The organism is Achromobacter sp. T5-5, assembly GCF_055397965.1.
The window spans coordinates 1,633,021-1,659,157 of sequence record NZ_AP027919.1 but is presented as its reverse complement, the minus strand read 5'-3'; the positions used below and the strand labels follow the sequence as shown (position 1 = coordinate 1,659,157).

Annotated in this window: 23 protein-coding genes and 1 tRNA gene; 4 read left to right on the top strand and 20 right to left on the bottom strand. The window is 64.1% G+C overall.

Annotated elements, in window-relative coordinates:
- Positions 1–6 precede the first annotated feature (6 nt).
- From ACZ50Q_RS07470 to ACZ50Q_RS07435, 8 genes are all read right to left on the bottom strand, one after another.
- On the bottom strand, positions 7–351 hold the full coding sequence (locus tag ACZ50Q_RS07470) for an acyl carrier protein (RefSeq protein ID WP_464081031.1): 345 nt from the start codon (positions 349–351) through the stop codon (positions 7–9).
- 174 nt (positions 352–525) lie between these two features.
- On the bottom strand, positions 526–1,692 hold the full coding sequence (locus tag ACZ50Q_RS07465; protein WP_464081030.1) for a fimbrial protein: 1,167 nt from the start codon (positions 1,690–1,692) through the stop codon (positions 526–528).
- A complete protein-coding gene (locus ACZ50Q_RS07460; RefSeq protein ID WP_464081029.1) occupies positions 1,683–4,175 on the bottom strand; it encodes a fimbria/pilus outer membrane usher protein in 2,493 nt (830 codons plus the stop codon). The genes ACZ50Q_RS07465 and ACZ50Q_RS07460 overlap by 10 nt, the downstream gene beginning before the upstream one ends.
- Positions 4,176–4,177: 2 nt before the next feature.
- Positions 4,178–4,915, bottom strand: coding sequence for a fimbrial biogenesis chaperone (locus tag ACZ50Q_RS07455; RefSeq protein WP_464081028.1), 738 nt, complete (start codon positions 4,913–4,915; stop codon positions 4,178–4,180).
- A 101-nt stretch (positions 4,916–5,016) separates the two neighbouring features.
- Complete coding sequence (locus ACZ50Q_RS07450) at positions 5,017–5,559, bottom strand: fimbrial protein (RefSeq protein WP_464081027.1); 543 nt, start codon at positions 5,557–5,559, stop codon at positions 5,017–5,019.
- A 203-nt stretch (positions 5,560–5,762) separates the two neighbouring features.
- The gene (locus tag ACZ50Q_RS07445; RefSeq protein WP_464081026.1) at positions 5,763–6,296 is read right to left on the bottom strand and encodes a fimbrial protein; all 534 of its coding nucleotides are present in this window, start codon (positions 6,294–6,296) and stop codon (positions 5,763–5,765) included.
- A 53-nt stretch (positions 6,297–6,349) separates the two neighbouring features.
- Positions 6,350–6,757, bottom strand: a complete 408-nt coding sequence (locus ACZ50Q_RS07440; RefSeq protein ID WP_464081025.1) for a hypothetical protein — start codon at positions 6,755–6,757, stop codon at positions 6,350–6,352.
- 5 nt (positions 6,758–6,762) lie between these two features.
- Positions 6,763–8,115: a hypothetical protein gene (locus ACZ50Q_RS07435; RefSeq protein ID WP_464081024.1), complete on the bottom strand. Its 1,353-nt coding sequence runs from the start codon at positions 8,113–8,115 to the stop codon at positions 6,763–6,765.
- A 1,113-nt stretch (positions 8,116–9,228) separates the two neighbouring features.
- On the opposite strand from ACZ50Q_RS07435, the gene ACZ50Q_RS07430 reads away from it, so the two are divergent.
- Together ACZ50Q_RS07430 and ACZ50Q_RS07425 are read left to right on the top strand one after the other, a co-directional pair.
- A complete protein-coding gene (locus ACZ50Q_RS07430; RefSeq protein ID WP_464081023.1) occupies positions 9,229–9,600 on the top strand; it encodes a DUF2946 family protein in 372 nt (123 codons plus the stop codon).
- A 256-nt stretch (positions 9,601–9,856) separates the two neighbouring features.
- Positions 9,857–10,627 (top strand): helix-turn-helix domain-containing protein, encoded by a 771-nt coding sequence (locus ACZ50Q_RS07425; protein WP_464081022.1) that lies wholly within the window; start codon positions 9,857–9,859, stop codon positions 10,625–10,627.
- Positions 10,628–10,654: 27 nt separating this feature from the next.
- Here the strand turns inward: ACZ50Q_RS07425 and ACZ50Q_RS07420 are convergent, their stop codons facing one another.
- From ACZ50Q_RS07420 to metC, 5 genes are all read right to left on the bottom strand, one after another.
- The gene (locus ACZ50Q_RS07420; protein WP_076521742.1) at positions 10,655–11,383 is read right to left on the bottom strand and encodes an amino acid ABC transporter ATP-binding protein; all 729 of its coding nucleotides are present in this window, start codon (positions 11,381–11,383) and stop codon (positions 10,655–10,657) included.
- A 29-nt stretch (positions 11,384–11,412) separates the two neighbouring features.
- Positions 11,413–12,507, bottom strand: coding sequence for an amino acid ABC transporter permease (locus tag ACZ50Q_RS07415; protein ID WP_464081021.1), 1,095 nt, complete (start codon positions 12,505–12,507; stop codon positions 11,413–11,415).
- The gene (locus ACZ50Q_RS07410) at positions 12,504–13,646 is read right to left on the bottom strand and encodes an amino acid ABC transporter permease (protein ID WP_464081020.1); all 1,143 of its coding nucleotides are present in this window, start codon (positions 13,644–13,646) and stop codon (positions 12,504–12,506) included. Before ACZ50Q_RS07410 ends, ACZ50Q_RS07415 begins: the two co-directional genes overlap by 4 nt.
- 25 nt (positions 13,647–13,671) lie before the next feature.
- Entirely contained in the window at positions 13,672–14,751 is a 1,080-nt protein-coding gene (locus ACZ50Q_RS07405) for an amino acid ABC transporter substrate-binding protein (RefSeq protein ID WP_464081019.1), read from the bottom strand.
- Between the two features lie 68 nt (positions 14,752–14,819).
- The gene (gene metC / locus ACZ50Q_RS07400; RefSeq protein ID WP_464081018.1) at positions 14,820–15,971 is read right to left on the bottom strand and encodes a cystathionine beta-lyase; all 1,152 of its coding nucleotides are present in this window, start codon (positions 15,969–15,971) and stop codon (positions 14,820–14,822) included.
- Positions 15,972–16,079: 108 nt separating this feature from the next.
- On the opposite strand from metC, the gene ACZ50Q_RS07395 reads away from it, so the two are divergent.
- Entirely contained in the window at positions 16,080–16,991 is a 912-nt protein-coding gene (locus tag ACZ50Q_RS07395; RefSeq protein ID WP_076515654.1) for a LysR substrate-binding domain-containing protein, read from the top strand.
- A 116-nt stretch (positions 16,992–17,107) separates the two neighbouring features.
- On the opposite strand, the gene ACZ50Q_RS07390 is transcribed toward ACZ50Q_RS07395, so the two are convergent.
- The 6 genes from ACZ50Q_RS07390 to ppk1 form a co-directional block, all read right to left on the bottom strand.
- A tRNA-Pro gene (locus ACZ50Q_RS07390) sits at positions 17,108–17,184 on the bottom strand.
- Between the two features lie 105 nt (positions 17,185–17,289).
- Positions 17,290–18,066 (bottom strand): phosphate ABC transporter ATP-binding protein PstB, encoded by a 777-nt coding sequence (gene pstB / locus ACZ50Q_RS07385; protein ID WP_056570717.1) that lies wholly within the window; start codon positions 18,064–18,066, stop codon positions 17,290–17,292.
- Positions 18,067–18,114: 48 nt separating this feature from the next.
- Positions 18,115–18,969, bottom strand: a complete 855-nt coding sequence (pstA, locus tag ACZ50Q_RS07380) for a phosphate ABC transporter permease PstA (RefSeq protein WP_076515827.1) — start codon at positions 18,967–18,969, stop codon at positions 18,115–18,117.
- Between the two features lie 26 nt (positions 18,970–18,995).
- Positions 18,996–20,012: a phosphate ABC transporter permease subunit PstC gene (pstC, locus tag ACZ50Q_RS07375; RefSeq protein ID WP_063953135.1), complete on the bottom strand. Its 1,017-nt coding sequence runs from the start codon at positions 20,010–20,012 to the stop codon at positions 18,996–18,998.
- 110 nt (positions 20,013–20,122) lie between these two features.
- A complete protein-coding gene (gene pstS, locus ACZ50Q_RS07370) occupies positions 20,123–21,163 on the bottom strand; it encodes a phosphate ABC transporter substrate-binding protein PstS (RefSeq protein ID WP_092578856.1) in 1,041 nt (346 codons plus the stop codon).
- A gap of 216 nt (positions 21,164–21,379) precedes the next feature.
- Positions 21,380–23,455, bottom strand: coding sequence for a polyphosphate kinase 1 (gene ppk1, locus ACZ50Q_RS07365; RefSeq protein WP_464081017.1), 2,076 nt, complete (start codon positions 23,453–23,455; stop codon positions 21,380–21,382).
- Positions 23,456–23,673: 218 nt separating this feature from the next.
- On the opposite strand from ppk1, the gene ppx reads away from it, so the two are divergent.
- Complete coding sequence (gene ppx / locus ACZ50Q_RS07360; protein ID WP_076515832.1) at positions 23,674–25,161, top strand: exopolyphosphatase; 1,488 nt, start codon at positions 23,674–23,676, stop codon at positions 25,159–25,161.
- A 152-nt stretch (positions 25,162–25,313) separates the two neighbouring features.
- Here the strand turns inward: ppx and ACZ50Q_RS07355 are convergent, their stop codons facing one another.
- Positions 25,314–26,120: a GNAT family N-acetyltransferase gene (locus ACZ50Q_RS07355; RefSeq protein ID WP_464081016.1), complete on the bottom strand. Its 807-nt coding sequence runs from the start codon at positions 26,118–26,120 to the stop codon at positions 25,314–25,316.
- Between the last annotated feature and the right edge of the window lie 17 nt (positions 26,121–26,137).

Sequence of the window (26,137 nt, the reverse complement as noted above, 5' to 3'; positions counted from 1 at the left end):
CTCCGGCTAGGCGGCTGACGCGACGGGGGCGGCAGCCATGCGGTCGACCACCTTGCGCATGTAGACGATCAAGGCGGACAGGTCCGAGGGAAAGACGCTCGTGATCTCCTGCGCGCCCACTGCATGATCGGCGGGCAGCATTTCGTCCGTCGGGATGCCAAACAGGGTCTCGATCTCGAGCAGGATCTCCAGGATGGCCAGCGAGTCGAATTGCGTGATGACGGCGGTAAATGGCTCGTCATTCAGCAGCGGGCCGCGATCGCAACGGCACACGTCGGAAATGATGTCGGCGAGCTTTTCGCGCAGGATGGCGTCGTCCGGCAGGACGGGAGATGCCGCTTGGGTTTGCATGGTCATGGCCCCATAAAAAAATGAACCGCCACCGTCGCGAAGAAGGCGCCGTCTTCCAGAAACCAGACGGTTCCACTATATGACACGGGCGACGACATAGGCGAGGGACGGGCGGGAGAAATACGGACGACCGTCGGCAGGACGCTGCCGCGGCCGCGATCCGCCAGGGCGGCGTCAGCTATAACTGAAGGTCAGCGTCGCCTTGGCGCTCACCGCCCCCGCCGTGGGCGTCGGCTCCACCTGCTGGTAGCTGGCCCCGATCTGATAGGACCAGCTCGCCGTGGGAACCGCCCCGACGGGCGAGCCCAGGTTCTTGTCGGCCACGCCCATCTTGGGCGGGCGGAAGGTGCCGGTCTGCGTGTCGTATACCCACAATGTCACGCCGACCCCCTTCGCGGCCGTGGCGGCAGCTTCCTGATTTTTCAGCGTCGTGTCATAGCCCTGAACCGTGGATCCGGCGATGGACAGCGTCGGCGCCTGCGCGCTGCTGCTGGTGCACGTGACCTGCAGCGTGGTCGATGAGACGCTTCCAGCGGTGCCTGCCTTCAACGCCGCCACGTTGGCGTCGGGCAGTGTGATGCTCAGGGCGCTCGGATTGGACACGCTGCAGGTCGGAACGGAGAACGAGACGTTGCCGTACATGGAAACGGCGTAGAGGTTAACGGGCGGCGACGTCATTCCCAGGTTCGCCAGCGTCGTGACAGCGGATATTTCGGTCGTGTTCAGTGAGCCCGGTACGATCGGGTCGCCGGTCGCGACGACCTCGATGCGCGTCCGGGCGTTGGGCAGGTATTCGGAACTGTTGAACGGAAATACGAGCGCACCGCTCGAGAAATTATTGATGTAGGTGATCGGCGCGGTCTGGGACGAGCTGTCGGTCACATAGTAAAAGATGCGAAAGCCGATGCCCTGGCGGCTGGTCTTGTAGATGTCGGTGCCCCCGATCAAGGGCCTTGAGCTGGCAAAAGTTTCCGAGGCCCCTGGCGGGCAGGCATACAACGGGGCCGCCTTGCCCCGCTCCCCACCCTCTAGACGCGGCAGCGCCAGCTCCACCGCGAAGAACGGCTGGCCACGCGTTGGGTTGGCCGGCACAGCCACGGAAGTTCTTCCCGCGTAAATCGAATACTGGTTGCCGGCATACGCGGAGTACATTGTCCTGCTGGGCCCCATGCCACCTTGGTTGACATAGCATCGGATTGCTCTCGCGTCGAGCGGACCCGCCTGCGCATCGGGCGCGCCGCCGGCGGCGCCGAGCAATGCGAGGCAACACGCTGCCAAGACGCGTCCCGCCCCCTTCAGCGGGCCAGGCATGCTCTGAGCCTTTTCATGGATTAGCTGCATGTCAGCTCCTTGGTCGATTCCCCGGCGCCGGATGCCACCGAAGATGCGTCGATTTCAAATGCGCAATGCTGCGCCTGCGCTTCGCCCCATTGCACCGTGAACCTGCTGACGCCTTCCAACCCGGTCAGCCAGGCGCGTCCCACCGGTCCCACGATGCCGCGCTGCCTGCCGTCCGGTTCGTGGATCGCCGCCCCAAAAGGCAAGGCTGCGCCGGCCGCATCCTTGAGCACCACCAGTATCGTGCGACCCAATTCGGTGTCGAACTTCGCGACCACGATCGCGCCGCGGCTGGGGACGACGGTGGCGACGTTCTGCCCCAGCGTCGCATGGGTATCGTCATAGTCGGGCTTCAACGAGATGCGATTCTCGCGGTACGGCGTCGCGGACGGTACCAATGCCCGCCCCGCGCTGTTGGTCCGCACGCCGGGATAGGACTCGACCTCCACGCCGGCTGCACCTGGCGCGTCCACGATGACGGCGGTCTCGCCGATGTTCTGTCCGAGCAGGAAGCCTTTCTTGTCCACGACGACCGCGCCACTGAAGTCGATGTTCGTATTGGAGGCGCCAGCGTTGTAGCCATGGCTGACGTTGGCTACGCCCACGGGAGACGCGTAGCCCACCGCGGCATATCCCCGGCCGCCATTGCCGCCGCCCGGCGCCCCCTGCGTCACGCCGCCCTGCACCGCATAGGTCATCGCGTAGTCGTCGGTCAGCGCCCCGCTGAGATTGACGTCCTGGCTCACTCCCTGGCCCTGGTTGCGCGACAGCGAGTAGCTCGCGCTATGCGTGCCGCCCAGCGGTATGCTGAGCGTCAGCATGAATGTCGACTGGCGCTTCTGCCAGGGACTGCTGTTGATGCCGTAATTGAGCGAGTATCCCAACCGGCCAAAGCCGCTGGAATAGGAAACTTGCGCGAACGACGCGGCGCGGGGAGCGTTCCGATAGACGATGCCGTAGTAGTTGAACGAGATGGAGCTCGCGCTTCCGACTCGTTGAGAGAGCCACAACTGGTATTCGTGCATTCGCTCGTATCCGCGAAACGCGTTGTTCGAGCTGCGATCCCGCACCGCGTCGTCCAGGCTGCGGTAACCATCCGAGTTGTAGCGGTAGCCCGCCAGCGTCAGGTCGGTACCCAGCGATGGAAAGGCCTTGGCGTACTGGATACGCGCCGCCGTGCCGACCAGCTTCTTTCCGTCGGCGCCGCGCGAGTGAGAGGTCGTCACATCCGTGGAAAGCGCGCCGAGTTCGCGCAGGTTCAGCGCCAGCCCGGCGGCTCCCGCGTAGTACGAACCCTGCGCACCGGTGAGACCGCCGTACGCCGTCACCCCAAATGGCAATCCATGCGCGAGCGTCATCTGCGCCATCATCGGGCGTTCGTTCACGTAGCTCTGCCGATGCTGGCCCAAGGCAAAACTGTAGTTCCAGGTTCCTTCGCGCAACATGGTCGGCAGGGCCGAAAACGGCTGAGAAAAGCGCGTGGTACGGCCGCCCAGTTCCTCGATGGTCACTTCGAGGTCGCCGCCGCCCGGCGTCGAGTAAAGATCGTCGATGACGAAAGGCCCGGCCGGCACGAACGTCGTGTAGATCGCGTAGCCATTCTGCCGCACGGTCACCTTGGCGTTGGAAGGCGCGATGCCGCGCACCACGGGTGCGAACCCGCGTTGGCTGTCCGGCAGCATGCCATCGTCGGACTGAAGCATCACGCCGCGAAACCGCGTCGCATTGAAAATGTTGCCCGGGGTGGCGCTGTCGCCCATGCGCAACCACCCGCGCCAAGGCGCCACGTCGCGCTCGGCGTAGAGGTCGCTCCAGTCAAAGCTGGAACTTCCCGCGCTCTGGAAATAGTTTCCGTTGGCCCGCAGGCGCCATGCGCCCAGGTTGAAACCATTGCGGAAACTGGCGAAGGTGCTGCTGGTGCTGCTGCCCTGGCCGCCGGAAAAGCGGGAGGCATTGTGCGACAAACGATAGGACGACCAGAACACGGTCGCGCCGTTGTCCCAGAGTTCGGGCGCAACGGTGCCCCGTGCCTTGCGATCCAACGCCGCCTGGGCGATGGAAACGTCAAGGATGTTCTTGTCCTGGTCGTAGCGCGCCTCGGCGGAAGGCAGCGTCTTGAGCGCCCCGGTGCAGCCGGTCGCGGTCTGCAACGCGGGAAAGGCCTCGATCTTTACCCCCATTTCCTTCAGCAACGGCACGGGTAGACACGGTTGCGCGTCCTCCATGCCCTCCACGGCGGCGAAATCGATCTCGCGCATGCCGAAAGCCTGGCGGTTAAGCTGGATCATGACCGACTTCGTGCCCGGCAGAACGCGGTTGGAAAACGCGAACACCGACAGGTCGACGCCGGTCGCGCCCGCCTTTTGATACAGAAAACTGCTATCGAACGTTGCCGCGTCCTGGTCGGCCTCTGCCGCACGGCCGACGAGACAAGCGGCGAGAATCACGACCGCCGAGAAAACGGCGCGGGCCTGATTCGCGTTCATTTTCACTGCCCGCGCGTTTGCGCTTCGGCGCCAGCGGGCACCGCAACCTCTGCCCAGGATTCCACCACGCCATAGTCGTTGACGACTTTCGCCGTGGCCTTCGTCGCGCCGCTGGGACACTTCGCCAACGGCAGCAGCGTCGTGGTCAACGGCTTGGCCACGACAGTGCGGCCAAAGCCATCCGCTTCGCCCGGGACGTCAATGCCCGAGAAATTGACGGTAAAAACCGATGTGTTCTTGATCGCAAGCTGGCAGCCCTTGCCGTCCTTCTGCCAGGACCACTGCACCAGCGACGCATCGCGAGGCATCTTCTGGATGGCTTCCGGGCGATAGAACAGCTTGATGCGGGTGCGCGTGGCCAGCGTCAGACTGTTTTCCGAGGCGCCCATTTTCTTTTGCGGGATCTCGAGCACGTTCAGCCAGTAATAGCTCTCGCGATCGACGGGCATGCCGCCCCCCACGCGGGTGATCGTGAGACTGCGTTCGGTACCGCCGTCAAAACGGCTCAAGGGCGGCGTCACGAAGAACGGCGTTTCCATTTCCTCGGACTCGCCGTCGATCCATGCCTGCACGACGAAGGGATCCGTGCCGTGATTCTTGGCGTTGATCGAGACGCTCTTTTCCTTTTCATTGAAGATGACGCGCGTGCTGGACAACTGGACGGCCGCATGGACGGAACTGAAGGCCAGCGCACCGAGCGTGGCCACGACAGAAAGAATGCGCTTGGAGAGAATGTTCATGATGCTGGCGCGCGGCTCTTTGCGGACAAGCCGGCTGATGTTCAGGTTGAGTTGGACCGCCGCCGCATCGGACGCATGGCGGGGTGGATCCCCGGGATGATTCAGGAGTATGTCAGCGTGATCGTCGCGGTGGCGTCGGCCGTTCCTGATCGGATGCCGGTCGCGCTGGGAGTAGAAATGTAGGAACTGGTGAACTGAAACGTGTTTTTGCTTGAGTTCACGTTGAATGCGTAGGACTCGCTGCCATCCATGCGCACGATCTGCCCGGACCCGTGCGTGGCATCCTTGGTCTGCACCTGCACACCGAAGCCCGTGGCGGCGCCCTGGACCGCCGTCAAGGCCAGAATTCCTGCGTCGCCAAACGCCGTGGTGCCGTTGAATCGCAAGCTGGCGGCCTGCAGGGTGGAGACTTCGCACCCGCCCAACGTCACGGAGAAATCCTTCCAGTACTGCTGACCCGGCGTTCTGCTTGCGCTGAACTCGGAAATCGGCACATCGCCCATCACCACCGCGTCCACTGATACGGTGCAAGGGGTGCTCGTGATACGCCCGGAAATGCTGAGTGTCACGGACTGTCCATGCGCCACCCAGGACGCCGCCACGAGAACCACCGCAACAGCGAGTTTTGCTTTGTTGAGTTTCATGTCGTCAAGCACGCCCAGTACGATCTGGCGTGCGGTAATGGAGCGTCGCCGCCATCCAGACAAGCAGCGTTACGGCGGTGCGCCCAGGGCGCACAAGGCGGGCGAGGTTCAGAGGGTCGCAAGGCCGTCCGCGCGGGCGGCCTTGCGTAGAACCCGGGCGGGCGGGAGCGCCTCCCAGCCCGCCGTACGCGCGTCTGCGCGAATTACGAGTACGTGACTTCGAACACCGCGCGCGCGTTGGCGGAACCCGCGGTCACCGTCGAATCGATCGCTTCGTAGTAAGCGTTGAATCGGAAAACGTTGGTGCCTTCGGCGAGCGTGAAGCTCTTGCCGGCCCCCCCAACGACCACGTCGCTATCGCTCTCGATATCTTCCAGCGCAATGGCCACGCCCTGCGCACCCGCGCCGTTTTCCAGACCCAGCAGGCGGCCGAGGACGACGCTGCCAGCGCCCGGACGGAAGGCGATGGTGGCCGTCCCCAGCGTCGTGACGTCGCAGTTCAGCAGCGAAATGCTGAACGCGGAGGCGGGGCCGCGGTCGCCCGCGTTGGTGAAGTAGTTGGTGGAGATGGAGCCCATGGACACCACCATGTCTGCGCCCTGCTGGCCGCCACCGATCGAGCAAGGCGAAGTGGTGATCTCGCCCTGGAACGAGATGTTGCCGGTATCGGCCGACGCGGCGCCCGCAAAGGCGGCGAAGGCGGAGGCGATCAGGGCGTTGATGACGAGCTTTTTCATGACGTAAAGACCTATCTAAGTGGAAGAAAAAAACAACGAAATGGCGGAATGAACTACCGCCCAAGTGCTTGCATTCGGGTCCGGCCGGCGGAGACGCCGGTATCGATCCAAACCAGTCGCGCAAGACAACCCAAGAGCAGATTGGCGGGCCAGAAAATGCCGCGCCGCACGATCCTGCCCAGCAGGTGCCGCTGCTTGCTAACGCCCAGTTCGTGCTTCAGGTCGGCGACCATCCAGCGAACCACCACCGCAAGTTTTTTCGCCAGCGGCGGATGCCTGTGCATCAGCCGCAGACATGGCTTTGCCCAGAGCCGATAGCCGAGGTAGCTGGTCGGCGAGAAGCGCCGTGCGCAATTCGTTGCGTCGTAGACCCAGTCCTGGAACGAAATGAGTTCCTGACGGCGCAATTCGTTGCACACGATCTTTCTGTCGTAGTCGACCCAATAGGCGTGATTGCTCATGGACATCACTCCGTCTGGAATGGCGCGGACAGGCGGTCTGCCATGGCAGACGCTCGGCCCGTCGAGCGCGTTGAACGGGAAAGGAATGTGAAGCCCACGTAGCCGAGCCAAAGCAGGAGCAGGAAAGGAAGGCCGATGTGCAGCGTGGCGGCGAATTCGTCGATCACCAGGGTGGAGCCGGCGATCGCCGCCACCACCACGGCGCCAACGATGGCGGGTACGGCACGCAAGCGGCTTTGCATGGACGAGCGCAGGAATATGGCATCGCGGCCAAGATCGCGGCGGGCATGCGTCAGGAAGATGGCCAGCCACACGAACAACAAGCCGCTGATGGCGATCGACGTCGCCACAACGTAGGCGTCGCCGGGCAGCCAGGTGTTGACCCCCAGCACCGCGATGGACAGCCCGCCGGTCACGGCAACTGCGCGGCCGGGTCCCCGGCGGGATGAACGGCCCAGCCTTGCCGGCGCCTGCCCGGCGCGCGCCATGCTGAAGAGCATGCGCGAGGCGCAATAGATCTGGCTGTTGAGCACCGACAGGATCGTCACAAGCACCAGCGCGCGAAACAGCGTGTTCGACCAAGGCAAGCGGGCCAAGTCGAGCAACGTGGCGAAGAGGGGCCGGGACAGTGAATTCACGCCGCTATCGAGCAGCGCCGACGCCGCTGCGACCGCAGCCAGCGCCAGGCCCACGACGGCGAAGGAGGTGATACGCAGCGTGCGGCGCAGCCCCTTGGCGGTGGAACGCGTTTCAGCGGCCACGATGGCCAGGGATTCGATGCCGACGAAGCCAAGCGTCGCAAGCATGAAGGCCTGCCAGACATTGATGAAAGGCACGGAGCCGAAGACGGACGTCAGTTCGGAGGAAGATTGCGCAGGTGTGGAAGGACCCTGCGTGGCGTAGTGAAATGCCAGGCCAATGAGGGCGATCAGCCCCCCCACCTTGAGCATCGACAATGCGACTTCGCAGCGCGCGAATGCATGCGCACCCGCCATGTTGACCAGCGTGAGCATTGCAAGCACGCCAGCCAGCAGCCAAACAGGAGAGGCCTGAGGCAGCCAGGCCGCCAGGACGGGAACGAGCAGGGACACTTCGGTTCCGATGATCAGGACGAGAGAGGCCAGGTATGCCGCGCGCACCAGAAACCCCATGGCAGGCCCCAGGGTGCATTCCGCGTAGGAACCGAATGCGCCGGGCGTGGGGTATTGGGCGACGAGGCGGCTGAGTCCGGCCATCAAGGCCAGCACCACCAGCGCTGCCGCCACGTAGGCGGGAAACGCGGCCGGGCCGGCCAGCAGCAGCGGCAGCGCGCTTCCCGACACCAACCCGTAACTGATGACCGTACCGAAAGCGACCATGGACATTTGCCGACCGCTTAGCACAGCTGGCAGGGCCGACTCTCTGTTCAATATGTGGTTCAAGTGATTCATGGCGGGTACCTCTCCCGGAAATCGAGGGGTACACCTCAGGCAGGGCGAAGCCTCATTGGGACGAGACTTTAGGCCTGGCTCCAATGCACGTATGTAGAAGGATTACGAAAGGCACGGCGAGAGAATTGCGTCCGCCGGCCAGCATGCACGGCCTGACTGCGGCCCTGCCGCGAGCCTCGCAGGAGGCCCTTTCGCCTGAAGGACAGACCGCCATCCCTACAAGGCGTATCGTGCGCCAGCGCGGTCTATCCGCGACGATGACAGCATTGACCCACATTCGAATTGATGCGGGACCTTGTGAAAGATCAATCACTACTGGCCTGAACGTCAGTAAAAGAGCGGAATGACACTTTCTCCGGCTTAATTTTTCTACGACGGAGCCATGCAGATGAAAGCAAACAAATTGCAGGCACTGATCGGTTTGGTGCTGTTGAGCATAATGGCGTTAACGAATGCGCACGCCCGAAACTGCACCAAGGGACAACCATGCGGTGGTTCATGCATTTCTTGGAGCAAGGTCTGCCGGGTGGGAACGGGGACATCACGTCCGACCGCTCCGCGTTCTGCCACTATTCCGCAAACTGTGGGACCTTCCTCACCGTCAAGTACCGGCCTCAGCCAGATAAGACCAGATGTGCCAAGTTCGACCCTCGCGCCTGCCGCGGGAGCGGCGTCCGCAGCAACGCTCCGCGTTCGCGTGGATGCTGCGGTATTTGAATGGCCGGAGCACAGTGCTCCGGTCATCCGCGTTGTCGGTGCGGGGAGCCAAGTGACGGCATATCGCAGGCACAACGGCTGGATCCGGATCAGCGCAGAAAAGGCAGCATCTGAATGGCTGCCGCTGACGGTCATAGAGCAGCGATGACGGGAGCTCACAGGAGCGCCCCCCTACGTCTCACGCGCGGCGGCGTTGGCCGCGCCCCGGATCGACATACGTGTAACGCCCAGTCTGCGCGCGAATGCCCGCGACATTTGGCTGCACACGCCCCGTGGGGCCCCACCTTCGCGCTGACTTTCCGGCACGCCCGTGCGGTGCTGTGGATGCTGTTGCTGGCAATCACGGTGCGCGGCCTGGTGCCGGCGGGCTATATGCCGGACGCCCGCGCGCTGGAAAAGGGCCGTGTCGAGCTGACGTTCTGTACGGCAGCGGGCACGGTCTCGAAGATTTCCCTCTCGCTCACGGACGACGGCTCGGATGCCTCGCACCATGGCAACCAGGCAGCCCTCGGGATGGAGTGCCCCTTCGGCCTGCTGACGCATGTGGCGGCGGCCCCGCCCGCGACAGCGCCACCGGTTGCACTGCCCGTGCATGCCGCGCCGTCGATTCCCTTCGACGTCTCGCGCGCGCTTCCTCCTTTGCCCGCGCAGGGTCCGCCGCTTGGATCCCGCGCCCCTCCCTCCTTGCTCGGCTGATCGCCGCCCGTGCGACGCGCTGATTCAGCGCATGCCACGGTGCCCGTCGATGCCGAGGTTCTGGCGGCCACGCCTACCGGCTCGTGCCCGGATCCAGCCCCGCTGATCCGGGCCTGATCGGACCCGCCTTCCCCCTCTTTCACTGACGTAGACGATCTTCGCGACGCGTTGCTTTCCTGGGCAACCGGCCGCGAGGCTCGACGGCGCGCGACTCATTCCGCATCGCCGTCCTCCCATTCATATCGAGCAAACGAACATGACGATGACTTTCTTTGCTTCCGTGCAGCCTGCGGCATCCCTGCCCTTTAAACCCAGCGTCAGCTGCACCGACTGCCGGTTGCGCGGCTGCTGCCTGCCGCGCCGTCTGAACGATCCCGAGGTCGCCAGCCTGAGCGACTGCATCGATACTCGAGTACGGCTCAAGAAAGGCGAAGTGCTTTTCAGCCAGCACGACTCGCACCATGCGGTCTTTGCCGTTCGCGCCGGTTCGCTCAAGACGCACTGGGCAGACCCATGCAAGCCTGGCCAGGTGGCGGCTGTCCACCTTCCCGGGGATCTTTTGGGTTTCTCCGGCCTGTTTGAGCGCCGCCACGGCATGACGGCGACAGCGCTGGAATCCAGCGAAGTCTGCGTGATACGCCTGGACACCCTGGACGCCCTGACGCCGCAATTCCCGCAAATCCAGTCTCAGATCCGGGGATTCATGAGCGGCGAACTGATACGGCTTCAGAAGCTCCTGGCCCAGACAAGGCAGCGCTCCGGGCCACGGATCGCGTCGTTTGTGCTGGACCTTGCGGAGCGGCACGCCGCCCTCGGATATGCGCCCGACAGCTTCTCACTACGCATGACGTACAGCGATATCGCCAGCATGCTGGGAATGACGCTGGCCACCGTCAGCCGGCTGATTAACATCCTCAAGCGCGAAGACATCATCGATGTACAGGGCAGGCAGTTGAAAATCGTCGATCGGGTGGCGCTAACAGCCATCGCGAAAGGCCGGGATGATGTGTGCCGCCTGCCGACGTAGATGCATCGCGCCTGGCCTGCCCTGCGCTCAATGCAGGATGCGCTCAAGAAACGCGCGTGTGCGTTCGTGCCTAGGGCGGTCGAAGAAGGCGTCCGGCGCGGCCGATTCCAGGATACGGCCGCCGTCCATGAAGACGACCCGGTCTGCCACGCTGCGTGCAAAGCCCATCTCGTGCGTCACGCACAGCATGGTCATGCCATCGTCGGCCAACGAGGTCATGGTGTCGAGCACCTCCTTGACCATTTCCGGGTCCAGGGCGGACGTGGGCTCGTCGAACAGCATGATGCGCGGCTGCATGCACAACGAGCGCGCGATGGCCGCGCGCTGTTGTTGCCCGCCGGACAACTGGCCCGGATACTTGTCCGCCTGGTCCAGGATGCGTACCCGCGCCAGGTACTGCAGCGCCAGTTCGGCGGCCTGCGGGCGCGCCATGCGCTTGACGTGCATGGGCGCCAGGATGCAATTTTCCAGCACGGTCAGGTGCGGAAACAGATTGAAGTGCTGGAACACCATCCCCGCATCCGCGCGCACTTCGTCGATGGCGCGCAGGTCGTCGGCCAGCTCCACCCCGTTGACCACGATGCGGCCTTCCTGATGGCGTTCCAGCCGATTGATGCAGCGGATCATCGTGGACTTGCCCGACCCCGAAGGCCCGCAGATCACCAGACGCTCACCAACCGCCACCTGCAGGTCTATGTCATGCAGCACCTGAAAATCGCCATACCATTTGCTCATGCCGGATATGCTGACGGCCATGGGCGCGGCCTCGCCGCCTTGTTGCTGGTTCAACGGAGTTCCCCTTTTTTGAAGCGCCGCTCCAGCCACATCGAATAGCGCGACAGGCCGAAGCAGATGCAGAAATAGATGCTGGCAATGAAGAGATAGGTCTCGACATAGGGCGTGGGCCAGGCCGGATCCGTCAAGGCGGCGCGCCCCGAACTGAGCAGGTCGAACAGCCCGACGATCAGCACCAGGCTGGTGTTCTTGATCATCACGATGGCGGTATTGGTGAGTGGTGCGATCACCTTGCGCACGGCCTGCGGCAGCACCACCAGCCGCGTCATCTGCCACCACGACAGGCCCAGCGCGCGCGAGGCTTCCATCTGCCCCGCCGGCAGCGACTGCAGGCCGCCACGGATCACCTCGGCCAGGTAAGCGGCCGAAAAAACCGTAAGCGCGATGCCGGCGCGCAGCAGGCTGTCGATGGTCATGCCGGCCGGAAGCATGATGGGCAGCACGATGGATGCCATGAACAACAGACTGATCAACGGCAGGCCGCGGATCAGCTCGATGACGCACGTGGCGATGAAGCGCGCCATCGGCAGCGACCCGCGCCGGGCCAGCGCCAGCAGGATGCCCAGCGGCATGCCCACCCCCAGCGCGCATACCGCCAGCAGCAGCGTCACGGGCAGGCCGCCCCACGATGCGGTGGGCACTGGGGTCAGGCCCGCCCAGCCGCCCTGCATCAGCGCCAGCGAGCCGGCCATGCCCGCCAGCCACAACCAGACCGTGCGCAGCCGCCATTGGCGCGGGTCGAGCGACACGACGACCATCGCCAGAATCACCACGCACACCACGGCCGGCCGCCATTGCTCGCCGCGCGGATAAATGCCGAACAAAATCTGATTCAGCTTTTCGGCCAGGAACGCCCAGCAGGCTCCGCTGGCCTGCCGGCACATGGCGCCGGGTTCGCCCGGCCAGACGGCGTTCAACAGCGACCAGTCAATGAACCGCCCCAGGGCATAGAGCGCCAACCCAAGTGCCACCACGGTGGCGATACTGCTGGAAACGCTGCCGAACAGGCGCTGGGCCACGCCCGCCCGGCGATCCACCGGCGCCGGCCGGGAAGGCATGTCTGTAGAGATCACGGTCGTATTCATTTGCGTTCGGTCCGCAGGATGCGCCGGTTGTAGAGGTTCATGAACAGCGACACGCTCAGGCTGATGCACAGATACACGCCCATCAGGATCGCCAAGCCTTCGATGGCCTGCCCGGTCTGGTTGATGGTGGTGGTGATCACGAACGACAGGTCCGGATACCCCACCGCGAGCGCCAGCGTGGTGTTCTTCACGATCGACAGGTACTGGCTGGTCATGGGCGGCACGATCACGCGCAGCGATTGCGGCACGATCACATGGCGCAGCGTGGTCCAGGGCCGCAGGCCAAGCGACTGCGCCGCCTCCCATTGCCCTTGCGCAACGGCCTCGATTCCGCCACGGATGATCTCGCCCGAGAACGCCGCCGAGTACAGCGTCAGGCCCACCAGCAGCGCGGTGAATTCAGGCGTGAGCGCAGTGCCGCCGACGAAATTCAGTCCGCGCAGTTGCGGCGCGGTGGTGCTTAATGTCAGGCCGCCCCACTGCCAGGCCGCGACGCCCGCCAACGCCGTCACGGCGATCAGGATGCGGCCCAGCGGCAGGGAGGGACGATGCCTGCGCAGCGGGCGCAGGCCCCACCACGCCAACAGCGCCGCCACCAGCACGCCCGCCAACGGCAGCCAATCGCCCTGCGACTGCACGCTGGGAAAAAACAGGCCGCGAATCGACAGGAATACGCCCGGCAAGGGGTTGAGCGCCTGCCTGGGCGAGGGCAGATTGATGGTGACCAGGCTATACCAGAACAGCAGTTGCACCACCAACGGGGTATTGCGCGTGATTTCCAGATAGAGCGTGGCGATGCCATGCACCAGCGGATGCCGGCTGCGGCGCGCCAGCGCCAGCAGGAATCCCAGCACCGTCGAGGCCACGATCACCAGCGCCGAGATATACAGCGTGTTGACCAGTCCGACGGCGAACGCGCGCGCATAGCTGTCGGTAGGCCGGTAGGCCAGCAAGCTTTCCGACACCGGGAAGCGCGCGGCGTCCCCCAGATAGCCAAAGCCGGTGGTGATGCCGCGCTGGGTCAGGTTGTCGTGCGCGTTCCACACCAGCCAGGACAGCGTGCCGAAGAAAACGCAGGCAATGAGCCCCTGCGCCAGCACGGATCGCGCCCGCGCGTCGTACCAAAGTCGCTTGAACATGAATCAGCCCCGCCCGGCTTGCGGGTCAGTTGAAGACGTAGGGGTACATCAGGCCGCCGTCGCGATACAGCCGGTTCAAGCCGCGCTCAAGCTTCAAAGGGCTGTTCTTGCCGACATTGCGTTCGAACATCTCGCCGTAGTTGCCCTGCGCCTTGACGATGTTGTAGGCCCAGCGCTCGTCCAGGCCCAACGCCTTGCCGTTGCCCGGCTCGACGCCCAAAAAGCGCGCGATGCGCGGATCGTCCGACTTGAGCATGGCGTCCACATTGGCCTGCGTGATGCCCATGTCTTCGGCCGCGATCGGCACCTGGACCACGAATTTGACGATGTCGAACCAGCGGTCATCGCCATGGCGCACCGCGGGAGTCAGGGCTTCGCTGTTGCCGCTGGCCGGAAAGATGATGTAGTCGTCCGGGTTCTGCGCCTGCGTGGCGCGCACCGCCGCCAGCGCCGACGAGTCCGTGATCAGGCCGTCGCAGCGCCCCGTGAAGAAGGCCTGGCGCGATGCGGCCACGTTGTCGAACAAGACCGTCTTCAAGCCCAGTTTGAACTTGCGCGACAGGTCGGCCACCGTCACTTCGTTGGTCGATCCGGTCTGCACGCAGATGGTGGCGCCCTGCATGTCCTTGGTCTGGGTGATACCCAGATCCTTGCGCACCATGAAGGCGTCGTACTCGTAGTAATTGGGATAGGTGAAGTTGATGCCGTTGGCATCGCGCCGCAGGGTCCAGGACGTGGTGCGCGGCAGCACGTCGATCTGCCCGGTCTGCAGCGCGGTCAGACGCTGCTGACCGGTCAACGGAACGAAGCGCACCTTGGCGCCGTCACCCAGCACGGCAATCGCGATGGCGCGGCAGGTTTCCACGTCCAGCCCCTTCCAGTTGCCGTCTTTGTCGGGCGCGGAAAAGCCGGTGGTGCCGTGGCCGGATCCGCAGATCACATAGCCGCGGGCACGGATCTGGTCCACGGTCGGGCTGTTGCTGGACGCGGAAACCGCCGGTGTAGCCGGGCTGGCCGGTGCGGTAGTCTGCGCGCCTGCAAAGGCGGGCAGAATGGCGGCGGCGCCCAGGATGAGCGCGCGCGTAACGGTATGGATACGGTACATGGCAATTCCCCTTGCAATGTGTTGGCGGGCCATGGCGCTCTTGTCGGCGGCTGGCCCCAGGATGGATATCAGCGTGCCTGGCGGGCGTAGGCGTCCAGCGCCCTGCGCAGGTCTTCTTTCAGGATCTCGACGCCCTCAAGTCCGATCGACAGGCGCACCACCGGCTGGTCCGTGGCCGGATGCACGCGACCGGCCTGCAAAGGCGCGGGGTAGTACGCGGCCAGGCTGTGCACCCCGCCCCAGCTCGCGCCGATGGAGAAGTGTTCCAGCGTGTCAAAGAAACCGTTGAATGCCTGCTCCGGCGCCGGCTTCAGGATCAAGGAGAACAGGCAGCCGTTGGTGCGGAAATCGCGCCGCCACAGGGCATGGCCGTCATCGCCTTCAAGCGGCGGATACAGCAGCCGCTCCACCTGCGGTTGCGCCTGCAGCCACTGCGCGATCTCCAGCGTGGCAGCGCTTTGCGCGCGGACGCGCAGATCCAGGGTTTCCAGGCCGCGCAGCACCAGAAAGCAATCTTCCGGGCTGACCTGCTGGCCCAGGATGCTCTGCGTTTCCCGCAGGACTGCGTAGTGGCCGGCATCATTGAGGCTGACGCTGCCCATGAGCACATCGGAATGGCCGCTGAAGAACTTGGTGGCGGCTTCCACACTGAAATCCACGCCATGCGCCAAGGGCTGGAACCCCAGCGGGCTGGCCCAGGTGTTGTCCATCATCGTCAGCACGCCATGGCGGCGCGCCACCTCGGCAATCGCCGGAATGTCGGCCATTTCCATCGTGACGGTGCCGGGCGCTTCCATGCAGATCATGCGCGTGGTGGGCCGGATCAGCGCCTCGATCTCCGCGCCGATGGCGGGCCGGTAGATCTCGACCTCCACGCCCATGTGGGCCAGCCACTTCTCGGCAAAGGTCTTGAGCGCGCCATAGCAGGCCGCCGACACCAGCAGGTGATCGCCGCCGCGCACGAAGCCCATCACGACGGTCATCAGCGCCGAGGCGCCAGAGGGAGTGATCACGCAATGGCGGGCGCCTTCGAGCGCCGCGATGCGTTGCTCCAAAAGGCGCGCCGTCGGCGTGCCGGTAATGCCGTAGCTGTAGCCGTCGGGCTGGCGCTGCTTGCGGTTGACGAAGTCGGCAAGTGAGCCGAACACCACCGTGGAAGCACGTTGGACGGCCGGCGACAGGCTGGCGAAATCGGTATTCGAGGGGCTGGTGTTGTTCATTTAGACTAATTTCGGCGCGTGAGAAAGGTCTCGATGCCGTGCAGTCTGGACGTTCAGACCAATTCCCTCAACAATTGAACTGACTTAGTCAATAAGCAGGACTTATATATGGATATGCGTGAGATCCAGGTTTTCCGCGCCGTCATGCAGGCCGGCACGACCAGCAAGGCCGCCAACCTGCTGGGGGTGTCACAACCCGCCATCAGCCAGTCGATCCGCAAACTCGAAGACACCTCCGGGCTACGCCTGTTTGAACGGGTGCGCGGCCGGCTGGTCCCCACGCCCGAGGCCGGCGCGTTGATGGAAGAAGTGGATCGCTGCTTCGCAGGTTTCGAGCTCATCGAGCACCGCATCCGCAGCCTCAAATCGTTTGGCGTGGGCCGGCTGGCGATCGGCTCGCTGCCCGCCTTGGGCACCGGCTTCATGCCGCGCGCCATTGCCGCCTTCGGCCTGGCCGACCGCCGCCTGCAGATGTCATTTCAGATCATGAGTTCGCGCGAGGTGCTGCGCCAGGTCGCAGCGGGCCAGCTCGACTTCGGGTTGATGGCCGACGAGCTGTCGGTGCGGGGCCTCGAACACTCGGAATTCCTGCGAACGCCGGGTGTGATCGCGATGCACCATCACCATCCGCTCGCCCGCAAGAAGGTGATCGACGCCAGCGACCTGGTCGACCATCCCTTCATTGCGCTCAATCCTGAAGACGCCAGCCGGCGCCGCCTGGAAGCCGCGATGCAGACGGTTGGGTTGAATCTGCGGCCCATGCTTGAAACCCCCTATTCCAACTCGGTCTGCGAGTTTGCGCTCAATGGCGCGGGGATCGGCATGGTGCACCCCATCATGGCGCTGGACTATCTGTCGCGCGGGCTCACGATAAAACGCCTGTCGTTGGACGTCAGCTTCACCAGCCTGCTGGTGTTCCGCTCGGGCATGCCGCTGTCGGGCAACGCCCGCGAACTGCTGAAAGTCATGCGCATCCAGCTGGAAAGCGATTTGAAGAAGATGCAGGCGGCGCTGGCGTAGCGCAACAAAGGGAGTGGCATGGGCAGTCCCACGGGTTGCCTCCGCAGTGTTGCTCCATCCGCCCCGCAATGAAAAAGGGTTAGCTCACCAGAAGTAAGCTAACCCTTTCATTTTTTTGGTCGGGGCGGTGGGATTCGAACTCACGACCCTCTGCTCCCAAAGCAGATGCGCTACCAGGCTGCGCTACGCCCCGAAGGGTGGCAACTATAACAGAAACCGCTCTTTTACGGACGCGCGCCGGCTTTTAGCGCCGTAACAATGCCCCGCCAAAACGGGCTCAATACACAAAGGCGACGGATCAGCCGAAGCGGCCCGTGATGTAGTCTTCCGTTTCCTTGCGCGAGGGCTTCACGAAGATCTGGTCGGTCTGGCCGAATTCCATGAGCTCGCCCAGGTACATGTAGGCCGTGTAATCCGAACACCGCGCGGCCTGCTGCATGTTGTGCGTCACGATCACGACGGTGTAGTCGTTCTTCAGCTCGGCGATCAGCTCTTCGATCTTGGCGGTGGAAATGGGATCCAGCGCCGAGCACGGTTCGTCCAGGAGCAGGACTTCCGGCTTGATGGCGACGCCGCGCGCGATGCACAGGCGCTGCTGCTGGCCGCCGGACAGGCTGTTGCCGCTCTGGTGCAGCTTGTCCTTGACCTCGTTCCACAGCGCGGCCTTGCTCAGCGCCCACTCCACGCGCTCGTCCATTTCGCCCTTGGAAAGGCGTTCGAACAGGCGCACGCCGAAGGCGATGTTGTCGTAGATGCTCATGGGGAACGGCGTGGGCTTCTGGAAGACCATGCCGATCTTGGCGCGGATCAGCGAGATGTCGGTTTTGGCCGTCAGCAGGTTTTCGCCGTCCAGGAGGATCTCGCCCTCGGCACGCTGGCCGGGGTACAGCTCGAACATGCGGTTGAAGGTGCGCAGCAGCGTCGATTTGCCGCAGCCCGACGGACCGATGAAGGCGGTGACCTTCTTCTCCTGGATCGACATGTTCACGTTGCGAATCGCGTGGAACTTGCCGTAGTAGAAGTTCAGGTCCTTGACCTCGAGCTTGTTCTTGACTGCGGTAGCGGTGTTTTCCATTGGGTTTCCCTAGGCTGCGGCGCGACCAGCGCGCCGGCAAAGCGATCTTTACTTGCGGAACATGTTGCGGGCGATGATGTTGATGCCCAGCACCAGCAGCGTGATCAGCGTGGCGCCGGCCCAGGCCAGGTTGTTCCAGTCCTTGAAGGGGCTGGCGGCGTATTGGTAGATGACGACCGGCAGGTTGGCCATCGGGCCGTTCATGTTCAGCGACATGAACTGGTTGGACAGCGCGGTGAACAAGAGCGGCGCGGTTTCGCCGGAGATGCGGGCGATGGCGAGCAGCACGCCGGTGATGATGCCGGACTTGGCGGCGCGATAGCACACCATGGTGATCATGCGCCACTTCGGGCAACCGAGCGCGGCGGTGGCTTCGCGCAGGCTGTTGGGCACCAGCAGCAGCATGTTGTCGGTGGTGCGGACCACGACGGGAATCACCAGGATGGACAACGCGACGGCGCCGGCCCAACCCGAGTAATGCCCGACCTGCGCCACGTACACGGCGTAGATGAAGAGGCCGATGATGATGGACGGCGCCGACAGCAGCACGTCGTTCAGGAACCGCGTGGCGGGCGCCAGCCAGCCGCGCTGGCCGTATTCGGCCAGGTAGGTGCCGGCCAGGATGCCGACCGGCGTGCCGATCAGCGTGCCCACGCCCGCCATCATCACGCTGCCCAGGATCGCGTTGAGCAGGCCGCCCGATTGGCCCGGCGGCGGCGTGATCTCGGTGAAGAGCGTGTAGGACAGCGCGGGCGCTCCCTTCAACAGCAGCGTCATGATGATCCAGAACAGCCAGAACAGCCCGAACACCAGCGTCGTCATCGACACGGCGAGCATGACGCGGTTGACGACGCGGCGCCGGCGATAGATGCCGTTCTGCATGTTGAGTACGGATTCAGCCATGTTTTTTTCCTTGTGCTCCGGGCGTGTCAGGTTTTCTTGCCTTCACCCGCGGACAGGCGAACCAGCAACGCCTTGGCCAGGGCCAGCACGATGGTCGTGATGAGGAACAGAATCAGGCCCAGTTCCAGCAACGCGGCCTTTTGAATGCCGCCCGCCTCGTTGAATTCGTTGGCGAGCGCCGAGGCGATGGAGTTGCCCGGCGAGAACAGCGAGCCCGACCACTTGAACGCGTTGCCGATGACGAACGTGACGGCCATGGTCTCACCGAGGGCCCGGCCCAGGCCGAGCATGATGCCGCCGATGACGCCCGACTTGGTGAAGGGCAGCACCACGCGCCACATCACTTCCCAGGTCGTGCTGCCCAGGCCATAGGCCGATTCCTTGAGCATCGCGGGCACCAGTTCGAACACGTCGCGCATGACGGCCGCGATGAACGGGATGATCATGATCGACAGGATCAGGCCAGCCGTGAAGATGCCGATGCCGAAAGGCGGGCCGGCGAACAGTCCCCCAATAACGGGCAAGCTGCCGAGCGTGGCGATCAGGAAGGGCTGCACGTACTGCTGGAACACGGGCACGAAGACGAACAGGCCCCACATGCCATAGATGATGGACGGGATGGCCGCCAGCATTTCGATGGCGGTGCCCAGCGGACGGCGCAGCCAGGTCGGCGAGAGTTCGGTCAGGAAGATGGCGATGCCGAAGGACACCGGCACGGCGATGATCAGCGCGATCGCGGAAGTGAGCAGCGTGCCGATGATCGGCACGACGGCGCCGTAGTTGGAGTTGACCGGATCCCAGTCATTGAGCCACAGGAACGACAGGCCATACTTGGCCAGCGACTCGCGGCTGCCGTAGATCAGGGAAATCAGGATCGCCGCCAGCAGGATGAACACCAGGAAGGCGAACAGGCGGGTCAGATTCTTGAACAGCGCATCCATCAGCGCGTTTTTTGTTTGCTTCATAGGCGAAGGCGTGCCGGTAGTCACGGAATCCGCCACGCTGGGCGGAAGCGGCACACTATTATCCATTACCGCGCTCATGGATGGACTTTCCTTAGGAAACCTGGGGGGGAGGAACAGCAGGTAGTTCGGCTTGCTGACAGGCGGCGGCCCCGCCCGCCTCAGGGGCGTCGGGGCCGCGCGTTACTGCTTTACTTCCAGACAGCCTTGCCGTCCGCGGACTTCACTTCGCCCCAGGCGGCGCGGATTTCCTTGGTCACGGCTTCCGGCAGCGGCACGTAGTCCATGGCTTCAGCCGACTTGGCGCCGTTCTTGAACGCCCAGTCGAAGAAGTCCAGCACAGCCTTGCCCTGAACCGGCTTGTCTTGCGACTTGTGGATCAGGATGAAGGTGGCGGCGGTGACGGGCCACGAATCGGCGCCCGGCTCGTCGGTCAGGACCACGCCCATGCCCGGCGCGCTCTTCCAGTCAGCGTTGGCGGCTGCGGCGGCAAACGCCTTCTGCTCGGGCTGGACGAACTTGCCGTCCTTGTTCTGCAGTTGGGTCCAGGCCAGCTTGTTCTGCTTGGCGTAGGCGTATTCGACGTAGCCGATCGAGTTCTTCAGCTGGCCGACGTAGGCGGCGACGCCTTCGTTGCCCTTGCCGCCCTGGCCGGTGGGCCACTTGACGGCCTTGCCTTCACCGACTTGCGACTTCCACTCCGGCGACACCTTGGACAGGTAGTTCGTCCAGCCGAAGGTGGTGCCCGAGCCGTCCGAACGGTGCACGACGATGATGTCGGCGGCCGGCAGCTTGACGTCGGGGTTCAGCGCCTTGATGGCGGCGTCGTCCCACTTCTTGATCTTGCCCAGGAAGATGTCGGCCAGGACCTTGCCCGACAGCTTCAGTTGGCCCGGCTTGATGCCGTCGACGTTGACGACAGCCACGGTGCCGCCGATCACGGCGGGGAACTGCAGCAGGCCATGCTTTTCCAGGTCGGCAGCCTTCATCGGATCATCCGAGGCGCCAAAGTCGACGGTCTTGGCAATGATTTGCTGCTGGCCGCCGCCCGAACCGATGGACTGGTAGTTGACCGCGTTGTTGGTCGCAGCCTTGTAGTCGGACGCCCACTTGGCGTAGACCGGGTACGGGAACGATGCGCCGGCGCCGGTGACGTTGGCGGCCTGGACGGCAAACACGGCGGCGCTCAGGGCGACACCGACGGAAACTTGCTTGAAGACACGTTTGAACATCTGGGTTCCTTCTGTGCTCGTTGGAGGAGTCTGGCAGGCTTTGGTACTGCCTGTCTTTCAGCGACCCTCGCATCTTAGGAGCCCAACGTGACAAGACCATGACAGTCACATACTGTTCATGAAACGTCGCGACGCCTCGAAAATGACACGGCCGCCGGGCATTTGCCAGGCGGCCGTGGCTATCCAGGGACAAACCCCTTTTTACGTGGCGAAGGGTCAGACCCCCAGCTTCTGCATCAGGAACTGGTGCAGGTTATAGGGCTGGCCGCGGCTCTTGACGCGGGCGTAGTCGCCGTCGGGCTGCTGCTGCCAGGCGAGCTGATTGTCGCGCAGCGCATAGGTGAAGGCTTCGTCGATGACGCGCTTCTTGAGCGTCTTGTCATAGACGGGAAACGCGATCTCGACCCGGCGGAAGAAGTTGCGGTCCATCCAGTCGGCGGATGACAGGTATACCGTCTCTTCCCCGTCGGCATAGAAGTAGAAGACGCGCGAGTGCTCCAGGAAGCGGCCCACGATGGAGCGCACGCGGATGTTCTCGGACAACCCCGGGACGCCGGCGCGCAGCGCGCAGACGCCGCGCACGATCAGGTCGATCTTCACGCCCGCCTGGCTGGCCTTGTAGAGTTCCTCGATGATCTGCTCTTCGAGCAGGGAGTTCATCTTGGCCATGATGCGCGCACGCTTGCCGGCCTTGGCGGCGCGCGCCTCCGCGCGGATCAGCGCGACCATGCCTTCGTGCAGGGTAAACGGGGACTGCATCAGCGACTTGAGCGCACGGCGCGCGCCCAGCCCCGTGAGCTGCGCGAACACCATGTCCATGTCCTCGCACAGCTTGGGATCCGCGGTCAGCAGCCCGAAATCGGTATAGAGGCGCGCCGTCCGCGGGTGGTAGTTGCCCGTGCCGAGGTGGGCATAGCGGCGCAAACGGCCTTTTTCCCGGCGCAGCACGACGGCCATCTTGGCGTGCGTCTTGTGCGCCACCACGCCGTAGACCACGTGCGCCCCCACCTCTTCCAGCTTGGAGGCCCAGTTGATGTTGGTCTGCTCGTCAAAGCGCGCCATCAGCTCCACGACCACCGTCACTTCCTTGCCGGCCCGCGCCGCGGCCAGCAGGATCTTCATCAGTTCGGAGTCCTCGCCGGTGCGGTAGATGGTCTGCTTGATGGCCATCACGTCGGGGTCCAGCGCCGCGGCGGTCAGGAAGTCGATGACCGGCTGGAATGACTGGTAAGGGTGATGCAGCAGCCGGTCGCGCTCGGCCACCGCCTCGAAAAGCTCGGCAGGCTTGTCGCCCACCTTGTCGAAGGGGGCCGGAACGGGCGCGCGATACTCGGGAAACAGCAGGTCCGGCCGGGCTGCCGAATTGCAGAGCTGCATCAGCCGCGACAGGTTCACCGGGCCGGGCACGCGGTAGGTGTCGTCCGGCTTGAGCGAGAATTCTCGCTGCAGGAAGTTTTCCAGCTCGACCGGCGTCAGCTTGTCGATTTCCAGCCGCACCGCCGCGCCGAAGTTGCGCTGCGACAATTCCCCCTGCAGCGCGTGGCGCAGGTTGGTGACTTCTTCCTCGTCCACGAAGAGGTCGCTGTTGCGCGTGACGCGCCACTGATAGCACCCCAGCATTTCCAGGCCCGGGAACAGTTCGCCAACAAAGGCCCGCAGCAGGGAGGTGAGCAGGATGTAGCCTTCCGGCTGGCCGGAAAGCTCTTGGGGCATCTTGATCAGCCGCGGCAACGCGCGGGGCGCCTGGACGATCGCGATGGAGGCCTGGCGGCCGAAGGCGTCGGCCCCGGACAACGACACGATGAAATTCAGGCTCTTGTTGTACACCCGGGGAAACGGGTGCGCGGGATCCAGCCCGATCGGGGTCAGGAGCGGCATCACGTCGCGGTGAAAGACCTCGCGCGCCCACTCCTGCTGCTGCGGATTCCACTCGGAAGCATGATGCAGGGTGATCCCCTCCGCATGCATGGCCGGCAGGATCTCGTCGTTGAGCAGGTTGTATTGGCGGCCGACCAGCTCGTGCACGGCCTGCTGCACGCAGTCGAATGCCTGGTCCGGCGTCATGCCGTCCGGGCCGACCAGGTTGGGCGACTGAAGCTGCTGTTCCTTGAGGCTGGAAATCCGGATTTCGAAGAATTCGTCCAGGTTGGAACTGACGATGCACACGTAGCGCAGCCTTTCCAGCAGCGGCGTCTTGGGGTTCTCCGCCATCGCCAGCACCCGTTCATTGAACTTGAGCAGCGACAATTCGCGATTCATGAGCAGAGGCTCGCCAGGCGGGCGTGAGGGCATACCGGATTCCATGGGAAAGAGGAGCGTGCAGTTTTACTGCAAAATCGTGACGCTTCCATGACAATGCAAATCGTTAGCGTACGCCAAATGCGGGACGTATGGCACATCGCCGCAATGCTCCCAAACCCTTGTTACGTAAGCGAAAACGCTGAACCGAAGGCGTTGTCACATGGGATCTCTATAATCGGTCCACCTTACAGCCAATATTTACGAGCCGCATGGATCAACTTCTGGCCGCGGTGGACCTCGGGTCCAACAGCTTTCGCCTTTCCATCGGACGCATCGTTCAGCAGGACGGTACGCCCCAGATCTATCAAATCGACCGCCTCAAGGAAACCGTCCGACTCGCCGCTGGCCTGGACGCGGACAAGCGGCTTGGCGACGACGCCATCGACCGCGCCATCGCCGTCCTGGAGCGATTCGGCGAACGACTGCGCAGTTTCCATCCCAACCGGGTCCGCGCGGTTGCCACCAACACATTCCGCGTCGCCCGCAATACGCGCGACTTCCTGCCCCGGGCGGAAGCCGCACTGGGCTTCCCGATTGAAGTCATTGCCGGACGCGAAGAGGCACGCCTGATCTTCACGGGCGTCGTTCACACCCTGCCCCCCTCCCCCAACAAGCGCCTGGTCATCGACATCGGCGGCGGTTCCACCGAAGTCATCATCGGCAAGAGCCATGAACCGGGCCTGATGTCCTCGCTTTACATGGGCTGCGTCAGCTACAGCCGCCAGTTCTTTTCGGACGGCGTGGTGGACGCGCACCAGATGAAGCAGGCCGAACTGGCCGCCCGCCGCGAAATCGAAGTCATCTCCAAGCAGTACCGCAAGACGGGCTGGAAAGAGGCTTATGGCTCGTCGGGCACCGCCAAGGCGCTGTTTGCCATCCTGACCGAGGGCGGCTATTCCGACCGCGGCATCACGCGGGCGGGCCTGACCAAGCTGAAGGACCGCATCGTGCGTTCGGGCCGCGTCATTCCGTCCGAACTGCCCGGCATCAAGATCGAGCGGGCCGACGTGCTGCCTGGCGGCCTAGCCATCATGAGCGCCCTCTTTGACGAACTGGGCATCGACGTCATGCACACGGGCGACGGCGCGCTGCGCCTGGGCGTGCTGTACGACCTGCTGGGCCGCGACGACGAACACGACAAGCGCGATGAATCGGTGCGCCAGTTCATGAAACGCTACCACGTCGATGTAAACCAGGCGCGCCGCGTGCGCAACGCCGCCCTGAACCTGTTCGACGCGATGTTCCCCGAGGGCCCGGAGCGTGCCGAACTGCGGCCCGCGCTGGGCTGGGCGGCCGACCTGCACGAAGTGGGCCTGTCGATCGCCCACAACGCGTATCACAAGCACACCGCCTACGTGCTGGAAAACGCCGACATGCCGGGTTTTTCGCGCGCCGACCAGCAATTGCTGGCCTTGCTGGCGCTGGGACACCAGGGCAAGCTCGGCAAGGTGGAGCCGCTGGTGCGCACGCGCCCGCAATGGAAAGCCATTCTTGCGCTGCGCCTGGCCGTGCTGCTGTTCCGGCGCCGTGGCGAAATCGAGCCCCTGCCGCTGACGGCCTCGGTGCGCGACAACTCCATCGTGGTGCGGGTCAACCGCGAATGGCTGGCCGAACACCCCTTGAGCGACTTCACGCTGCGCGCGGAAGAAGCCGAGTGGAACAAGGTCGGATTTTCGTTCGAACTGCTGGAGTTCTGAAAGGCCGGGGCGGCGCGGCCGCCCGGCCATTCAAAAGGGCGACAGATCGGTTTCGCGATCGAGCCGCCGCAGTTCCATGCGCAGCGGCCTGGTGGCCCGCCGTATCAGTCTGATCGTCATCCGGCGGAATAGGCGGCGCATGGTCTCTGGCTCTAACGCTGGGTATTCACGACGACCGGCTGGTCCAGGCCGAAGTGGCGGCGGTAGCGCTCGTCCATGCGCTCCATCTTCAAGAGCACCGGGAAATCCGCGGCATTGAAGTCCGGATCCCATGCCGGTTCGCCGCAGACCTTGGCGCCCAGCTTCAGGTAGCCCTTGATCAAGGGCGGAACCCGCGCCGGCAAGGTGCTGTTGAGCTTTTCGACGGGGTAGCGGTGCAAGGGCGTGACGCGCGGATCGTCGCCCTGCGGCATGTACTTGGCCACGGTGCGCCACACTTCGGCCGCCGTGACGCCGTCGTCGCGCAGGCTCACGCTGGCGCAACCGAGCACGTATTCGTGGCCGCCGCGGCGCAGGTATTCGGCCAGGCCGGACCACAGCAACATGATGACCGCGCCCCCGCGGTAGTCCGCGTGGGTGCACGAGCGGCCGACCTCGACGATTTCGTCGCGGATGGCGCCCAGGCCGGACAGGTCGAACTCGGACTGCGAGTAATAGCCGCCCGCTTCGCGCGCTTTTTCCGGGGTCAGGATCCGGTAGGTGCCGACGACCCGGTCGGTTTCGATTTCCCGGACCATGAGATGTTCGCAAAAGGGATCGAAGCGGTCCTGTTCGATGCCATCGTGCGCGTCCGGGAAGACCGCGCCCATATCCTCGGTGAAGACGTCATAGCGCAGACGTTGTATCTGCTCTATCTCTTCTGTGGTGCGCGCCAGGCCGACCGCCAGGACCTTCGGGGCGCCCCCCGTCCAGGGTTCTGCGGCATTACGGCTCGGATTGATGCGTGCTAGTTCCAGCATTGCGCGAAGCTCCTAGA